The sequence below is a fragment of the Phytomonospora sp. NPDC050363 genome (genome assembly GCF_040655735.1).
In the GTDB taxonomy this organism is placed as follows: domain Bacteria; phylum Actinomycetota; class Actinomycetes; order Mycobacteriales; family Micromonosporaceae; genus Phytomonospora.
This window is the reverse complement of the sequence record NZ_JBFAKK010000002.1, coordinates 37,087-52,547: the sequence shown is the minus strand read 5'-3', so window position 1 is coordinate 52,547 and position 15,461 is coordinate 37,087. Positions and strand designations below refer to the sequence as shown.

Below are 15,461 nucleotides of genomic sequence, written 5' to 3'. Positions count from 1 at the left end.
AAGCGGTACAGGGCCTCGAAAGTGGCCTCACGATCCATGCCGGACTCCTAGAAGTGGTCCGGAGTCGGGACGGCCCGGCTGAAGTCCCCGGCCCGCAGCGCCGCCGACGGGATGGACCAGTGCATGACGCCGCCCTCCCCGCCGATGAACCACTCACGCTCGTTCCCGCCGAGTTGCAGCAGGTGGTGGTAGTCGTTGGGATCGGAGCCGTCGCCGATGTAGGGCGCGCTGCCGGTCGGGAACTGCGGGCGGCCGAAGGCGATGTCCTCGGACACCACCGCGCCGGGCCGCTCGTCCCAGTCGGTGAGCTGATCGAGGATCCTCGACCGCAGCGCGTAGTGGTCGGCGCCGGTCCCGGGGAACATCAGATTCCAGGCCGGGTCCCAGTCGTCGGGGAAGCAGAACCCCGCAGTCGCCTTCCACTCCTCCGCCTCGAACTCGCTCGCGCGTTCGGGCGCTCCGGTCTCGACGGCCGTGGCGGCCGGAGCCGCGATGACCACGCCGATCTGCGGCGCCGAGGCCGAGTGCTTCCCGGCGATGTCGAAGGCCACCGGGTCGGCGTGGTCGGAATCGCTGTCGAGACAGAAGAAGTTGAGCAGCCCGGTGCCCGGCGGCACGATCCCGTCGAGCCAGGAACCGAGCGCATCGGTGTCCAGTACCGCGATCAAACTCAGCGGATGACCGTCGCACCTCGGCCACGGCGTACCCGGCGCGAGCATCGCCCGCCCACCGAAACGGCACTCCCCGGTCGCCTCACCCGGCTCGGCGCAGGTGAGGGAGAAACCCGGCCGGGCGAGCCTCAGGTACTCGGCGGCGAGTTCTGCCCCGAGCCGGTCGGCGCAGAACTGTTGCAGCGCGGCGAAAGCAGCGTCGCGATCCATGCCGGGCATTTCAACATGGAGGTGTGACAAGCGGATCGACCGGGGTGGATCAGTCCTTGCCGTCCGTCTTCTTACCGCTGTCGAAGGCCAACCCCAGCGCCACACCCATCGCGACACCGAAGCCGACGCCGATCGCGATGTTGTCGAAGGCGACCTGACCCAACACCGCGCCCATGGCGATGCCGATCGCGATCCACACCGCGAAGCCGGTACGGCTCTTGCCCGTATCCTTCTCGTTCGCGCTCATGAATCCAGTGTCGGCCATGCCCGCCGCCGATGGCCACCGTCGGCCGGATTCCTCACGCCGCGACCTCGGCCGCGGCGACCACCGCCTCGCTGTTCGGCTGGATCTGGCCGGCCTCGATCTCGGCGGCCCAGTGGCAGGCGACCTTGTGCCCCTCGGCGACCAGCGTCAGCTCCGGCCGCTCGGTGTCGCAACGGGTCTCCTGCCGCCACGGGCACCGCGTGTGGAACCGGCAGCCCGACGGCGGGTTCGCCGGCGAGGGCAGGTCGCCCTTGAGCAGCACGCGCTCGCGGGTGTCCTCGACCTCGGGGTCCGGCACGGGAACCGCCGACATCAGCGCCTTCGTGTACGGATGGCGCGGACTGACGTAGAGCACGTCGCTGGGCGCCTCCTCGACGATTCCGCCGAGGTACATGACGCCGATCGTGTCGCTGATGTGCCGCACGACCGCCAGGTCGTGGGCGATGACGAGGTAGGTCAGCCCGAGATCGTCCTGCAGTTCCTCCAGCAGGTTGATGACCTGCGCCTGCACCGACACGTCGAGCGCGGAGACCGGCTCGTCGGCGATGATGACGTCGGGCTTGAGGACCAGCGCGCGGGCGATGCCGATGCGCTGCCGCTGACCGCCGGAGAACTCGTGCGGGTAGCGGCTCAGCGCGCCGCTGGGCAGGCCGACGGCGTCGAGGGTCTGCTGGATGTGCGCGCGGCGGGCCTTGCGGTCGCCGATCATCCCGTGCGCGGCGAGGCCCTCGGACAGGATCGACTCGACGTTCTGGCGCGGGTCGAGGCTCGACATCGGGTCCTGGAAGACCATCTGGAGCCGGCGGCGCTCCTTGCGCATCGGCTCGGCGCCCAGCGAGGCCAGATCGGTGCCGTCGAAGAGGACCTGCCCTGCGGTCACGTCGACCAGCCGCAGGACCGCGCGGCCCAGGGTGCTCTTCCCGCAACCGGACTCGCCGACCAGGCCGTAGGTCTGGCCCTGCTCGACGTCGAGGGAGACCCCGTCGACGGCGTAGACGTGCCCGACGGTGCGGTCGAAGAGCGCGCCCCGCTTGATCGGGAAGTGGACTTTGAGGTCGCGTACGGATAGCAGGCTCATCTTTCACCGTCCGTCTCGGTCGAGGGGTCCACAATGGCCGGTGCGCGCAGGATCGGTGCCGACGCGGCGGCGGCCTCCACCTCGTCGCTGGTGAACGGGTTCACGCAACGGTAGGAGTGGCCGGTGTAGGTCTGCACGAGCGCCGGCGGACCGTCGAGGCACTCGTCGGTGCGGTGGGCGCACCTCGGCGCGAAAGCGCAACCGTCGACCCAGGCGATGTTGTCGCGGACCGAACCGGGGATCGGCCGCAGCTTCTCGCCCTTCGGCGCGTCGAGCCGCGGGATGGATCCCAGCAGCCCCACCGAGTACGGGTGCGTCGGGTTGGCGAACAGCGGCCTGCGGGCGGCGGCCTCGACGACCCGTCCGGCGTACATCACGTTGATCTCGTCGCACAGACCGGCGACCACCCCGAGGTCGTGGGTGATCATGATCAGCGCGGTGCCCTCCTGCGCCACCAGTTCCTTGAGCAGTTCGAGGATCTGGGCCTGGATGGTCACGTCGAGCGCCGTGGTCGGCTCGTCGGCGATGAGCAGCCGGGGCTTGCACGCCACCGCCATGGCGATCAGCGCGCGCTGCCGCATGCCGCCCGACAACTGGTGCGGGTACTCCTTGAGCCGCCGGCGCGGGTCGGGGATGCCGACGCGGTCGAGCAGGTCGGCGGCCTCCTTCTGGGCCGGCTCGCCCTTCATGCCCCGGTGCCGCTTGAGCACCTCGGTCACCTGGAGTCCAATGGGGACGACCGGGTTCAGCGAGGACAGCGGGTCCTGGAAGATCATCGCCATCTCGGAGCCGCGCATGTCCCGCAGCGACGAGTTCGGCATGGTCAGCAGGTCGTTGCCCTCGAAAAGGGCCCGGCCGCCGACTTTCACGCCCCGCTTGGCCAGCAGACCCATCAGCGCCAGCGAGGTGACGCTCTTGCCGCAGCCGGACTCGCCGACCAGGCCGACGACCTGGCCCTCGGCGACGGTGAAGGAGACGCCGTCGACGGCGTGCACCGGCCGGGTCCCCTTGCGCTGGAAGGTGACCGCGAGGTCCTCTACTTCGAGAAGTGCCATCGTGTCCGTCCCTACTTCCGCAGCTTCGGGTCGAGCGCCTCGCGCATGGCCTCACCGAGAAGGGTGAAGCCGAGCGCGGTGATGATGATCGCGACGGCCGGGTAGACCGCCAGGCGCAGGTTCGTGGCCAGGTACTGCTGCGAGTCGGCGAGCATGACGCCCCACTCGGGGTTGGAGGCGTCGGCGCCGCCGAGTCCGAGGAAGGACAGCCCGGCGGCCTCGATGATCGCGGTGGCGAGGCTCAGCGTGGCCTGCACCAGAACCGGGCTCATCGAGTTGGGCAGGATGTGATTGAGCACGATCCGCTTCTTGCGCACGCCGAGCGCGGTCGAGGCGAGCACGTAGTCGGAGTGCGACTGGGCGAGCATCGAGCCGCGCAGGAGCCGGGCGAACACCGGGACCTGGGTGACACCGACGGCGATCATGACGGTCACCAGGCCCTGTCCCAGGATCGTGGCGACGCTGATGGCCAGCAGCAGCGACGGCACGGCGAGCGCCATGTCGTTGAAGCGCATGAGGACCGAGTCGATCCAGCGGCCGGGCTTGCCGAACATGCCGAGGAAGGCGCCGGACAGGCCGCCGAGGATGGCGCCGACGGTGAAGCCGAGGAGGGTCGCGACGACGCCGACCAGCAGCGACTGCCGCGAGCCGATGATGAGCCGGGACAGCTCGTCGCGGCCCAGACCGTCGACGCCGAGCCAGTTCTCGGGTCGCGGGCCGGGGATGAAGCCCTCGGAGCCGCGGATCTCGCTGAGCCACAGCTGCGAGGCGGGGTCGTAGGGCGCGAGCCAGGGCGCGAGGATCGCGATCAGCACGAAGATCGCGATGATCACGGCACCGGTGATCGCCAGGGGGCTGCGCCGCAGCCGCCGGAAGGCCTCGTACCAAAGGCCGTGCCCGCCTTCGTCGGTGCGAGCGGTCAGCTCGGCGAGGCGGTCGATGCGTTCGGTCTTCGTGCTCATCGCACACGCACCCTTGGGTCGAGGACGCTGTAGGACAGGTCGACGGCGAGGTTGATGAGCACGTAGATCACCGCGATGATCATGATGAAGCCCATCAGGACGGGGTAGTCGCGGTTGCTGATCGCCGTCGCCAGGAAGGAACCGATGCCACCGAAGACGAAGACGGTCTCGGTGAGCACCGCCCCCGACAGCAGACCCCCGGTCAGCAGGCCGATCGAGGTGACCACCGGGAGCATCGCGTTGCGCAGCACGTGGCGTCCGCGAACCGTGTTCTCGCGCAGGCCCTTGGCCTCGGCGGTGCGGACGTAGTCCTCACCGAGCACTTCGAGGACGCTGGCGCGCGTCATCCGCACGATGATCGCGAAGGGGATGGACGCCAGCGCGATCGCGGGAAGTATGAGATGGACGAGCGCGTCCCATGACGCGTCCCACTCTTGTGTGAGTATCCCGTCCAGGACGTAGAAGTCGGTCACTCTCGTCGCGTCGATGCCCGGGGTCTGGCGGCCCAGCGAGGGGAACCAGCCGAGCTGGACGGCGAAGATGGCCTTGAGGATGAAGCCGAGGAAGAAGATCGGCACGCAGATGCCCAGCAGGGAACCGGTGACGGTCAGGCCGTCGAAGAGCCGGCCGTGCCTGCGGGCGGCGAGGTAGCCGAGCGGGATGCCGGCGCCGATCGCGATGACCATCGCGACGATGGTCAGCTCGACGGTCGCGGGAAAGCGCCGTCCGAACTCCTCCATGACCGGTGTGCCCGTGGTGAAGGAGTCACCGAGGTCGAGGCGCAGCAGGCGCTGCATGAAGCGTCCGTACTGGACCAGCAGCGGCTCGTCGAGGCCGAGCGCCGAACGGATCTCGGCCCGCTTGGCGTCGGTGGCGCGCACGTCGAGCAGCGCCGCCTCCGGACCGCCGGGAAGACTGTGCAACCAGGCGAACAGCAGGATCGACAACCCGAACAGGGTGGGGATCAGCTGCAGCAGGCGTCTGACTATGTATCGGAGCATCCGCGACCTCCGTGCGCTTCGATGGCTCGGCCACCGCCGAACAGACCGGACTCGCGACCGCCCGGGCCGTGTCCCTTTCGGACACAGTCCCGGGCGGTCGACGAGTGCTTGCTTATGTGAAGGAGACCTCGGCGAAGTTCTCCTGGGTGAGCGGACTGGTCGTCGGCGGCTTGACGTTCTTGGCGAACGCCATCGACGGCGGCGAGCTGGTCAGCGGCACACCCGGGAGGAGCTCCATGACCTGCGCGTTGAGCGCCTTGTAGAGCTCGACCCGCTTGGCCTGGTCGGGCTCGGCGGACACGGCGGCCATGTCGGCGAACAGCTTCTCGTCCTTGAAGCCCCAGCCCGAGTCGTAGACCGAGAACCAGGTTCCGATGAAGTTGAAGGCCTCGTTGTAGTCGCCGGTCCAGCCGATGATGTACAGCGGGCACTTACCGGCGTCGGTGGCGTCGAGGTAGTCCGGCGCCCACTTCATCGGCTTGTCGTTGACGGTGATCCCGACGGCCTGGAGGTTGGCCTTGAGGATCTCGAAGATGTCCGGCGGGCTCGGCATGTACGGCCGGCTGACCTCGGTCGGGTAGCAGAAGTCGATGCTGAGGTTCTCGGCACCGGCGGACTTCAGCAGCTCGGTGGCCTTGGCCGGGTCGTACTCGTACTGCGGCACGTCGGGGTTGTAGCCCTCGACGGTGTCGGGCATGAACTGCGTCGCGGCGGTGGCACCCGGCGGGAGCTTGGAGTCCACGATGGACTGCTTGTCGATGGCGTGCGCGAGGGCTTCGCGCACCTCCTTCTTCTTCAGCAGCGGCTCGGTCTCCTGCTGCATCCCCATGTAGAGGATGTTGAACACGCCGCGGGTCGGGACCTGGTATCCGGCGTCCTGGAGCGGCTTGACGTCGGCGGGCGCGACGAGGTCGTAGCCGTCGATGTCACCGGCCTCAAGGGCCTGGCGACCGGCGTTGGCGTCCTTGATGGTCTGGAAGACCAGCTTCTGGACGCCGGCCTTGGTGCCGTAGTAGCCGTCGAAGCGCTCAAGGGTGACCTGCTGCGCGCCCTTGTCCCAGTTGCTCAGCTTGAACGGTCCGGTACCCGCGACGGTCCCGGCGGTCTGGCTGTACTGGGGGTAGGTGAACGAGCCTTCCTGGCCGGTCGGAGGGGCCTCCGCGGCGTAGGCGTCGATCGACTTCGGGCTGTGCAGCGCCATCGCGGCGTGCGTGAACGCGCCGGGAAGGGTCGCCGAGTACTTGTTGACGTCGATGGTGACATCGAGGTCGCCGTTGGGGGTGCAGGACTTGAAGTTCGCCGCGGGGGTGTCTTCGCTCTCGTTCTTGGCGAAGCCGCCCATCAGCTCCTGCCAGTAACCGGAGAAGTTCGTGGACTGGTAGGTCCCGCTCCAGTTGTACCAGCGCTCGAAGTTCTTGCAGACGGCCGCCGCGTTGAAGGCCTCACCGTCGTGGAAGGTGACGCCGCTCTTGAGCTTGAACTTCCACTGCAGGCCGTCGGGCGACTGCTCGTAGCTCTCGGCGAGCGCGGGAACGATCTTGGTGCCACCGGGCTCGTGCTCGAGAAGGGTCTCGAACACCTGGCGGGTGACCCGGAAGGTCTCGCCGTCGGTGGCGAGACTCGGGTCGAGCGACTTGGGGTCGCCGGGTGCGCCGAAGACGAAGGTCTGGTCCTCGGAACCGGATTCGCCGCGGTCACTGTCGGCACACGCCGCCGTGCCCAGCACCAGGGCTGTGGCAGAGGCAAGCGCCAACACGCCTCGGAGCTTGCGAAGCTTCATCAAGCCACCTCACTGTTTCTACTGTGGTGCCCCGGCGGCGAGATCATCGGCCGTTCCGGTGCCGTCTGGTGGGAACGTTAGTGGGAGGTGGCGCTGGTGTGAACCGGCCCACTCGAGACTGATATTCGATTGTGACCGGCTGCGTGTGAATGCCGCCGGATCGTTCACTGAGTGGGGGTTTTGTGCCCGGTGCGCCCACTCTCGCGTTGTTTCTCGTAGTGACGCGCGACTCGGGCCCGGTTGCCGCAGGACGTTTTGCACCACTGCTGCCGATTGTGCTCTTTGACGAAGTATCGGACACAACGCGGAGCCGTGCATGCCCGCAGCCGCAGGCGATCCGGGCCGGCGAGGAAGGCGATGGCCGCCTGCGCGAGGACGGCCGTGAGCGGTCGTCCGTCCACAGGAGACTGTGTCGCTACCGGCTCCGCCGGCCACGACAGAACCGGCACGACGGGCATTTCGCTCGCGGCGGCGTTGACGACGCCGAGCGCCTTCGGGCGTGACATGAGGCGGCCGGTGTCGGCGCGACTGCGCGGGCCCGGATGGACGGCGTGGGCGAAGAGCGCGCGGATCGCCTTGCGCAGAGCCACGACCCGGAGCCGATGCCGCTCGTCGGCGGTGTGACCGGCGCCGAGGACGGCCGCGTGTTCCCTGAGCCAGGAACGGAAGCCGGCCAGATCGCCGATGTCGTCGGCGATGCCGCCCTCGCCGTCGTGCCGGATGGTCAGCGCGAGTTCGAGGGCGATGCCGCGGGCCTGCTTGATCTCCACGGGACGAGAGCCTACGCTACCTAACGTTTGGACTTCTCCTAAGCGTTAGGCTCCGCTCATGTTCCTCGCCCACATCAGCGATACCCACATCGACGGCGGCGATCGCGCCACCGACCGCGCCCGCCGCGTCATGGACTATCTGCACGGCCTCACCCGGCCCGTTGATGCGATCCTCGTGACCGGCGACATCGCCGACCACGGAAGGGTCGACGAGTACGAGATCGTCGCCGGACTGCTCGACTCGCCGTACCCGGTGCTGCACCTGCCCGGCAACCACGACCGCCGGGAGGGGTATCGCAAAGTCCTCGGCGGCCCCGACGGGGAGCTCAACGTCGTGCACCACGTCGCCGGGCATGCCCTGGTGCTGCTGGACTCGCTGATCGAGGGCCGCGACGAGGGCGAGCTGACGCCGCAGACGCTGACCTGGCTCGCGGCGACGCTGGACGGGCTGCGCGGGACGCCGACGCTGATCGCGTTCCACCACCCGCCGGTGCGGATGCATCAGGCGGTCGTCGACCAGTGGTTGCTGCAGAAGCCGGAGGACCTGGCCGAGGTGCTGGCGGGATATCCGGACGTCATCGCGATCCTGACGGGGCACACGCACACGGCGGCGGCGTCGACGTTCGCCGGACTGCCGCTGCTGATCGCGCCGGGCGTGACGTCGACGCTGCGGCTGGACTGGGAGCCCGGGGAGGGGCTGGTCGACCTGGAGGCGCCGCCGGGGGTCGCGTTCCACGTGGTGGAGGACCGCCGGGTGATGACGCACTGGCGGGTGGTTTAGGGGAACGGCGGGGCAGGGGGCGGGCGCGGGGTGGCCGGGCGGTCGGGGCGACGGGCCGGGGCGACAACGGACGGGGCGCCGGCGGGCCGTTGTCCACAACCCGCCGGTTGTCCACAGCGAGCGCGGCTCGCGTTCGCCGCCCACGCCGGGCGCGCATCTACCGTCGAACGTAGGGAGGAGGCCGGGAGGCCCCACACCCTCGATCGAGCCGGCCAACCACTCCACCAAGCCGCCCGGCAAGTACCTTCGGCCGATCCTCCCCACGCACCAGATCGGCCCCCTGAGCGCCCACCCCCGATCGAGCCGCCGCCCGGCCCCCGAGCACCCCCACCCAACGCCCCCTAAGTCGCCATTCCCCCCACCACCAGATCCAGCAACGGCGTCCGCGCCTTCCCCGGCGCCCACCCGTGATGCCGCCGCAGGTGCACGTACGGCCAGCACACCGTGTTGAACACGAGATCCCCCGCCGTCTCCGGATCCTCCTGCTCCGCCAGGCTCCCGTCGGCCATCCCGTCGCGAATCAGCCGCGTCAGCGGCCCCACGAACCCCGCCGGCGACCCGCCCTTGTCCTCCGGCTCGGCGTCGTGGAACGCGGTGTCGACCGCCGACAGCAGCGGCAGGTGCCGGTCGGCGACCTCGCACAGCGCCTCCAGCGCGGCCCGCAGCCGGTCGCGCCCGGTCCCGTCGGCGGTGAGGATCGGCCACAGCGCGTCGCGGTAGTCGACGGCCAGGCGCGAGATGAGCGCCGCCCGCAGCTCGTCCTTCCCGCCGACCTGCCGCCAGAAGGTCGCCCGCGAGACCCCCGCCCGGTCGGCGACGGCGCCCAGCGTCAACCCGTCCCACGTGGTCTCGGCCAGCAGGGACATGGCGGCGTCGAGCAGCTTGGCGTCCACCAGCGCAGCATAGTGTGAAACAGCATGTTGCATCTCAAGATAAGCTATGTATCGTCTCTCGCATGGCCTTGCTGCTCGACGTGTCACCCCTGCGCGAAAGCCGCGACTTCCGCTGGCTCTTCACCGGACGCTGCGCCCTCCTGCTCGGCGGCGCCCTCACCGAGACCGCCGCCGGCTGGCAGCTCTACGGACTCACCGGCTCGACCGTCGCCGTCGGGCTCGGCGGCCTCGTCACCAGCCTCGGCATGATCGCCGGGCTCCTCCTCGGCGGCATGCTCGCCGACCGCGTCGACCGCCGCGCCCTGCTGACCGCCGTGCGCCTGCCGGGCGCGCTGTTCGCCCTCGCCCTGCTCGGCAACAGCCTCCTCGACAGCCCTCGCCTGTGGCTCATCTACGTGTCGACCACCGCTATCGGCTTCCTCGCCGGCCTCGGCGCCCCCGCGACCTACGCGGCCGTGCCCGCCCTCGTCGGCGTGAAACGGCTCGCCGCCGTCGCCGCCCTCAACGGCCTCACCACCCAGTCGGCGGCACTCCTAGGCCCCGCCCTGGCCGGCTACCTCATCGCCGGCCCGGGCCTGGTCGCCTGTTTCGCCGTCGACGCCGCCGGCTTCGCGCTGTTCGCCGTGGCGATGCGCTTCGTGCGCCCACTACCGCCGTCGACACCCGCGCCGACGCGCCCGGGCCTACGGTCGATGGCCGAGGGCTTCCGGTACGTCCGCGGCAACCAGATCGTCGCCGGGGTGATGCTCGTCGACGCCGTCGCGATGCTCTGCGCCGCGCCGAAGTCGCTCTTCCCGGCCCTGGCCACCGACTGGTTCGGCGGCGACGCGACGACTTTCGGCCTGCTGTCGGCAGCGCCCGCCGCGGGCGCCATCGCGGCCGCCGCGACCAGCGGCTGGACGAGCCGCGTGCGCCTCCCGGGCATGGTCGCGCTGATCGCCACGGCGATATGGGGCCTGGCCATCGCGGGCCTCGGACTCACCCACGCACTGTTCGCCGGCATGGCCCTGCTGGCGCTGTCGGGCGCGGCCGACCTCGTGTCGGAGATCCTGCGCGGTTCCCTCCTCCAGGCCCACACCCCCGACGGTCTGCGCGGCCGCGTGACGAGCCTGTGGCTCGCCCAGACCAACGGTGCGCCCGCCTTCGGCAGCGCGCGTGCGGGCGTGGTCGCGCAGGTCGCCGGCCTGCCCGGCGCCCTCATCGGCGGCGGACTCGCCTGCGTACTGGGCCTCGGCATCGTCGCCCTGCGACTGCGCGAGTTCCGGCGGGTGCGTGGCTAGAGCTCCCTGGCGAACCGCGCGAGGATCCCCTCCAGCCCGAAGGCGAACCGGTCGGTGAGCCGCCCGTCGAGCATCACGCCCGCGACCGCCGTCAGGTCGGGGTAGCGCTCCTCGGGCAGCCCGGACAGGAAGGCGCCGAAGTCGGCCAGGCGCACGTCGCCGGCCGACCCCTTGCCGAAGGCGACCTCCTGGCTGGCGAAGCCGGTGACGTAGAAGTGCAGGATCAGGTAGCCGTAGGAGGCGTAGGTGTCGTCGAACCCGGCCCGCCGCATCGTCCCGACGACATGGTCGGCCAGGCGCAACGCGTTCGGCCCGGCCGGAACGCGCCCGGGCAGCAGCCGCGCGGCGGCCGGATGGTCGAGCAGGACCTTCCGCAGCGACAGCGCGAGTTCGGTGAGCCGCCCCTCCCAGTCCGGGGTCTGCGCCGGCAGCGCGCACCGCCCGTAGACGGTGTCGATGATCAGGTCGTAGAGCTCCTCCTTGCTGCGCACGTGCCAGTACAAGGAAGGCGACTTGATGTTCAGCGCCTGCGCGAGCCTGCGCATGCTGAAGGTGTCGAGGCCCTGCGTGTCGAGCAGTTCGAGCGACACCCGGACGATCTCGGCGCGGTCGAGTCGCGTGCCGGTCTCGTCGTCACTCCACGCCGCCCCGATCGGGTTGTCGGACATGGCCGAAATCTAGCATTGCCAGAGTTTCCCTAGCGATGTTAGTTTCTCCCGAACACCGCTAGGGAGGTTCGATGTTCAAGTCGCGCTGGTGGCCACTGGCCGCGATCGTGCTCGCCGTCTTCATGCTCATGCTCGACGCCACGGTCGTCACCGTCGCGCTGCCCGCCGTCGGCGACGACCTCGACGCCGGCCTCGGCGGCCTCTCGTGGGTGATCACCTCCTACGCGCTGACCATGGGCCTGCTGCAACTGCCGACCGGCATGCTCGCCGACCGCGTCGGGCACCGCCGCATGTTCTACGCGGGAGTCGCGCTGTTCAGCGCCGCCTCACTGGCGTGCGGGCTGGCGACCGGCATCGAGACGCTGCTCGCCGGGCGTGTCGTGCAGGGTTTCGCCGCCGCGATCCTGTTCGCGAGCACCATGTCGCTGGTCGCCCTCACCTACGAGGGCCGCGACCGTGGCATCGCCTTCGGGGTGCGCGGGATGACCGCCGGCGTCGGCGTGGTCGCCGGACCGCTCGTCGGCGGCGCGCTGGTGTCGGGTGCGTCCTGGCGCTGGATCTTCCTGCTCAACGTCCCTGTCGCCGCGGTGTGCCTGCTCATCGCATGGCGCACGCTCCCCCGCACCGACCCACCCGCGTCGGCCGGCCTGGGATTCGCGGGTTTCCTGCGTCCGCGTTTCCTCGGCACGCAGGCCGCCGCCTTCGTCGTCCAGGCCGGTTCCTTCGCGCTGTTCATGTACATCTCGGTGTACTTCCAGGACGTGCGCGGCTACACCGCGATCGGCGCCGGCCTGGCGCTCCTGCCGGGAGTCGTGCCCCTGCTGCTGGCCGGACCGGTCGCCGGGTCGCTCATGTCCCGCGTCCCGCCACGACGGCTCGTCGTCGGCGGCCTCGGACTGGTCGTCCTCGCGCTGACGTGGATGTTCCTCACCGGGACGGGCAGTGGCTGGTGGGCGCTGATGCCCGGCATGGTGGTCTCCGGCTTCGGGGCCGGAATCGCGCTGCCGGTGCTGGGCGCGCTCACCGTCGACGGCCCAGGCCGCCTCGGCCTGGCCGCCGGGATCAACAACACCGTCCAGCAGCTCGGCGGCGGCATCGGGGTCACCGCCTACGGCGCGGTCCTCGGCGCCGGCGACTTCAGCCGGGGCCTGCACTGGGCCTTCCTCCTCGCGGCCGGTGTCACCGCGGCGGGGACGCTGGCCGCGCACGCCGGGATCAAAGGCGTACGTTGATCCCCCATGACGACACGCGCCCGCGATCACGGACTCGTACCCGCGCCCGGCCGCACCGGCCCGCACAACGCCATCACCGACGTGCCGGGCGTACTCGTCGGGCACACCACGATCCTGCGGCCGCCGGCGATCCACAGCGGCGTCACCGCGATCGTCCCCGAGGGCATCGGCCCGGACTCAACCGTCGCGGCCGGACTCCACGTGGGAAACGGCTACGGGAAACTCATCGGCTCGACGCAGCTCGCCGAACTCGGCGTCCTGGAGTCGCCGATCGTGCTGACCTCGACGCTGTCGGCGTTCCGCGCCGCCGACGCCCTGGTCACGTGGATGCTGGCGCAGCCCGCCCACTCCGCAGTCGTGTCCTTCAACCCCTTCGTCGGCGAGTGCAACGACGGTTTCCTCTCCGACGGGCGCTCGCGGCCGGTCGGTGAGGCCGACGTTCTCGCGGCGATCGGCGAGGCGGCGGGAGGGCCGGTCGCGGAGGGCTCGGTCGGCGCCGGGACCGGCACGGGGGCGCTGGGTTACAAGGCGGGGATCGGCACGGCCTCGCGGCTCGTGGACCTGCCGGGCGGGGAGGTGACCCTCGGAGTGCTGGTGCAGGCGAACTTCGGTGGCACGCTGCGGGTCGGCGGCGTCACCGCCGGGCACGCCGAACTGGGCCTGGCCGACCCGAACGCGCCCGAGGCGGGTTCGTGCATGATCATCGCGGCGACCGACGCGCCGCTCGACGCCCGGCAGCTGACCCGGCTGGCGCGACGGCTGGTGTTCGGGCTCGGCCGAACCGGCGCGGACTACTCCCACGGCAGCGGCGACTACGGGGTCGCCTTCTCGACCGCGAGCGGCGCCGCCCCGTCCGACCAGGGGCTGAGCCCGTTGTTCGCCGCCGCGCTCGACGCCGTCGAGGAGTCGGTGCTCAACTCGCTCGTGGCCGCGCGCACGACCGTCGGCTTCCAGGGCCGGACGCTGCCCGGAATACCTGTGGACCGCCTGCGCGCGCTGGTGCTTAGGTGACCCATATGGACGATCTTGATCGCACACCTCTCGCCGACGCCTACCGCGCCGCCTACACCGAGCAGATCCGCGCGCGGCTGCTCGTCGACAATGTCTCGAACATCGACACCGACGGTCCGCTGCATCGCAAGACGCCCCTGACCGGGCGTGGTTTCCTCACCTACACGGGACTCGACGGCCTCGAGGGCGCCGAACTCGACGCGCTGATCGCCCGCCAGTGCGCGCACTTCGGCGCTCATGGCCTGTCGGTGGAGTGGAAGACGCACGGCCTCGACCGGCCGGCCGACCTCACCGATCGCCTCGCCGCCGCCGGTTTCGTGCCGGAGGAGCGCGAGACGCTCATCGTCGGCGAGGCCGCTGTGCTGGCCGGCGAGGCGAAGCCGCCCGAGGGCGTGCGCATTCGAGAGGTGAGCGAACGCGCCGACCTGGAGAAGATCGCGGCCATGCAGGAGACCGTGTGGGGCTACGACTGTTCGTGGATGGTCGACGCGCTCACGCGCGACCTCTCCGAGGTCGGCGACCCGGCGGTCGTGATCGTCGCCGAGGTGGAGGCGACCGGTGAGGTCGTCTGCGCGGCCTGGATGCGTTTCCACGAGGGCACCGAGTTCACGTCCTTCTGGGGCGGCTCGACGCTGGAGCAGTGGCGCGGCAAGGGAATCTACAAGGCGATGGTGGCCTACCGGGCGCGGCTGGCGGTCGAGCGCGGGTACAAGTACGTGCAGGTCGACGCCTCCGACGACAGCATGCCGATCCTGCGCAGGCTCGGGCTGCTCGCGGTGGAGACGACGACGCCGTATGTGTGGGGCGCCTGACGCGATGAGGACGGGAGACTGACGATGACCGGCGATGGGGCCGTGCAGGCGGGCAGCGCAGGCCCGAGCGCGCTCGACCTGGCGACGGCGATGCGGCTGCTGCCGCACTGGGCGCGCAGGGGCGACCTGCGCGGGGAAGTCGTGGTGGGAAACGCGAGCGACCTTCCCGCCGATGGCGCGGGCGAAGCGGTGACCGGCGCCGGCGATGTCGAGGAACTGCTGACCCGGTTCCTCGGCGGAGACCTCGACGAAGCGGCGAGCGCCCTCACCGCCGCGATCGGGCGAACGGTCGTCGACCGGTTCCCGCGGCTCTCGCGGGTCGGCACCGACGACGGGATCGTCCTGGTCGGCGGCTCGGCATCCGGCCGCGCGCTGCGCCTGTCGCTGGCACCTCGCCCCGCGGAGCCCGGTGACGGGCCGGACCCCGCCGACCTGGGCCCCGGCTCCGGAGAGCGCCTCGCCTGCGTCAACCGCCTGCTGGGCGAGTTCGTGTCGGTCGGCGAGAACGCCCGGATCGAGGCCGCGGTGACCTTCGCCGAGCACGGCCTCGACCTGGCCGAAGCGGCCGATCCCGGGACGGCCGTCGACGAGTGGTGGCGGGAGAACGGCGCCGATCTCGTCGACGACGATGAGATCTACGACGAGGACGAGGATGATCTCGACGCTCTCTCGCCGGCCGAGTTCACCACGTTCCTGAACGTCTTCGAGGCGGGAAACCTGTACCGCGCCGCCGAAGGCGCCTCGCTGCTCGGCGCGATCTCGGCCGATGAGATGGAGTCCGCGCGGCCGCGGTTTCCCGACGAGCTCCTGGTGGCCCACCTCGGCCGCGACCTGTTCGCCACGATCTTCGCCCGTCTCGCCGACGGCGGCCCGGCGCCGCTCGTCTACGGGCTGGACGTGAACGTCGACGGCCACTTCAACTGGGGCGGCGGCACCGGCTGCCTGATCCTGTTCGGCGGGACCGAGGTCGCCGTCGTGCTCATCGAGTGACG

16 protein-coding genes are annotated in these 15,461 nt (G+C 70.5%); 6 read left to right on the top strand and 10 right to left on the bottom strand.

Going from position 1 to position 15,461, the window contains the following annotated elements:
* Window positions 1-47: 47 nt before the first annotated feature.
* The 8 genes from AB0I28_RS04675 to AB0I28_RS04640 all read right to left on the bottom strand — a co-directional run bounded on the left by AB0I28_RS04675 (window position 48) and on the right by AB0I28_RS04640 (window position 7,792).
* Window positions 48-881, bottom strand: coding sequence for a DUF1963 domain-containing protein (locus AB0I28_RS04675; protein WP_357489444.1), 834 nt, complete (start codon window positions 879-881; stop codon window positions 48-50).
* A gap of 49 nt (window positions 882-930) precedes the next feature.
* Window positions 931-1,128, bottom strand: a complete 198-nt coding sequence (locus tag AB0I28_RS04670; protein WP_357489442.1) for a hypothetical protein — start codon at window positions 1,126-1,128, stop codon at window positions 931-933.
* A 52-nt stretch (window positions 1,129-1,180) separates the two neighbouring features.
* Window positions 1,181-2,224, bottom strand: coding sequence for an oligopeptide/dipeptide ABC transporter ATP-binding protein (locus tag AB0I28_RS04665; RefSeq protein WP_357489440.1), 1,044 nt, complete (start codon window positions 2,222-2,224; stop codon window positions 1,181-1,183).
* Window positions 2,221-3,279: an ABC transporter ATP-binding protein gene (locus AB0I28_RS04660; protein WP_357489438.1), complete on the bottom strand. Its 1,059-nt coding sequence runs from the start codon at window positions 3,277-3,279 to the stop codon at window positions 2,221-2,223. The genes AB0I28_RS04665 and AB0I28_RS04660 overlap by 4 nt, the downstream gene beginning before the upstream one ends.
* Window positions 3,280-3,290: 11 nt before the next feature.
* Complete coding sequence (locus AB0I28_RS04655) at window positions 3,291-4,241, bottom strand: ABC transporter permease (RefSeq protein ID WP_357489436.1); 951 nt, start codon at window positions 4,239-4,241, stop codon at window positions 3,291-3,293.
* Entirely contained in the window at window positions 4,238-5,242 is a 1,005-nt protein-coding gene (locus AB0I28_RS04650; RefSeq protein WP_357489434.1) for an ABC transporter permease, read from the bottom strand. The genes AB0I28_RS04655 and AB0I28_RS04650 overlap by 4 nt, the downstream gene beginning before the upstream one ends.
* A 112-nt stretch (window positions 5,243-5,354) precedes the next feature.
* Window positions 5,355-7,022, bottom strand: a complete 1,668-nt coding sequence (locus AB0I28_RS04645) for an ABC transporter substrate-binding protein (RefSeq protein WP_357489432.1) — start codon at window positions 7,020-7,022, stop codon at window positions 5,355-5,357.
* A gap of 164 nt (window positions 7,023-7,186) precedes the next feature.
* The gene (locus tag AB0I28_RS04640; protein ID WP_357489430.1) at window positions 7,187-7,792 is read right to left on the bottom strand and encodes an ABATE domain-containing protein; all 606 of its coding nucleotides are present in this window, start codon (window positions 7,790-7,792) and stop codon (window positions 7,187-7,189) included.
* Between the two features lie 58 nt (window positions 7,793-7,850).
* Between AB0I28_RS04640 and AB0I28_RS04635 the strand changes: the two genes are divergently transcribed.
* Window positions 7,851-8,573, top strand: coding sequence for a metallophosphoesterase (locus AB0I28_RS04635; RefSeq protein WP_357489428.1), 723 nt, complete (start codon window positions 7,851-7,853; stop codon window positions 8,571-8,573).
* A 341-nt stretch (window positions 8,574-8,914) separates the two neighbouring features.
* Here the strand turns inward: AB0I28_RS04635 and AB0I28_RS04630 are convergent, their stop codons facing one another.
* Entirely contained in the window at window positions 8,915-9,466 is a 552-nt protein-coding gene (locus AB0I28_RS04630) for a TetR/AcrR family transcriptional regulator (RefSeq protein WP_357489426.1), read from the bottom strand.
* A 62-nt stretch (window positions 9,467-9,528) separates the two neighbouring features.
* Between AB0I28_RS04630 and AB0I28_RS04625 the strand changes: the two genes are divergently transcribed.
* Window positions 9,529-10,746, top strand: a complete 1,218-nt coding sequence (locus tag AB0I28_RS04625) for an MFS transporter (RefSeq protein ID WP_357489424.1) — start codon at window positions 9,529-9,531, stop codon at window positions 10,744-10,746.
* Here AB0I28_RS04625 and AB0I28_RS04620 read toward each other — a convergent pair.
* Window positions 10,743-11,414: a TetR/AcrR family transcriptional regulator C-terminal domain-containing protein gene (locus AB0I28_RS04620; RefSeq protein ID WP_357489422.1), complete on the bottom strand. Its 672-nt coding sequence runs from the start codon at window positions 11,412-11,414 to the stop codon at window positions 10,743-10,745. The two genes, AB0I28_RS04625 and AB0I28_RS04620, sit on opposite strands and share 4 nt — an antisense overlap.
* Before the next feature lie 71 nt (window positions 11,415-11,485).
* Here AB0I28_RS04620 and AB0I28_RS04615 point away from each other — a divergent pair, with 71 nt between their 5' ends.
* From AB0I28_RS04615 to AB0I28_RS04600, 4 genes are read left to right on the top strand one after another with little or no spacing between them, the layout of a single operon-like run.
* Entirely contained in the window at window positions 11,486-12,646 is a 1,161-nt protein-coding gene (locus AB0I28_RS04615; protein WP_357489420.1) for an MFS transporter, read from the top strand.
* A 6-nt stretch (window positions 12,647-12,652) separates the two neighbouring features.
* Entirely contained in the window at window positions 12,653-13,657 is a 1,005-nt protein-coding gene (locus tag AB0I28_RS04610; RefSeq protein WP_357489418.1) for a P1 family peptidase, read from the top strand.
* A 5-nt stretch (window positions 13,658-13,662) separates the two neighbouring features.
* On the top strand, window positions 13,663-14,469 hold the full coding sequence (locus tag AB0I28_RS04605; protein ID WP_357489416.1) for a GNAT family N-acetyltransferase: 807 nt from the start codon (window positions 13,663-13,665) through the stop codon (window positions 14,467-14,469).
* 24 nt (window positions 14,470-14,493) lie between these two features.
* Complete coding sequence (locus AB0I28_RS04600; protein WP_357489414.1) at window positions 14,494-15,459, top strand: hypothetical protein; 966 nt, start codon at window positions 14,494-14,496, stop codon at window positions 15,457-15,459.
* Window positions 15,460-15,461 lie beyond the last annotated feature (2 nt).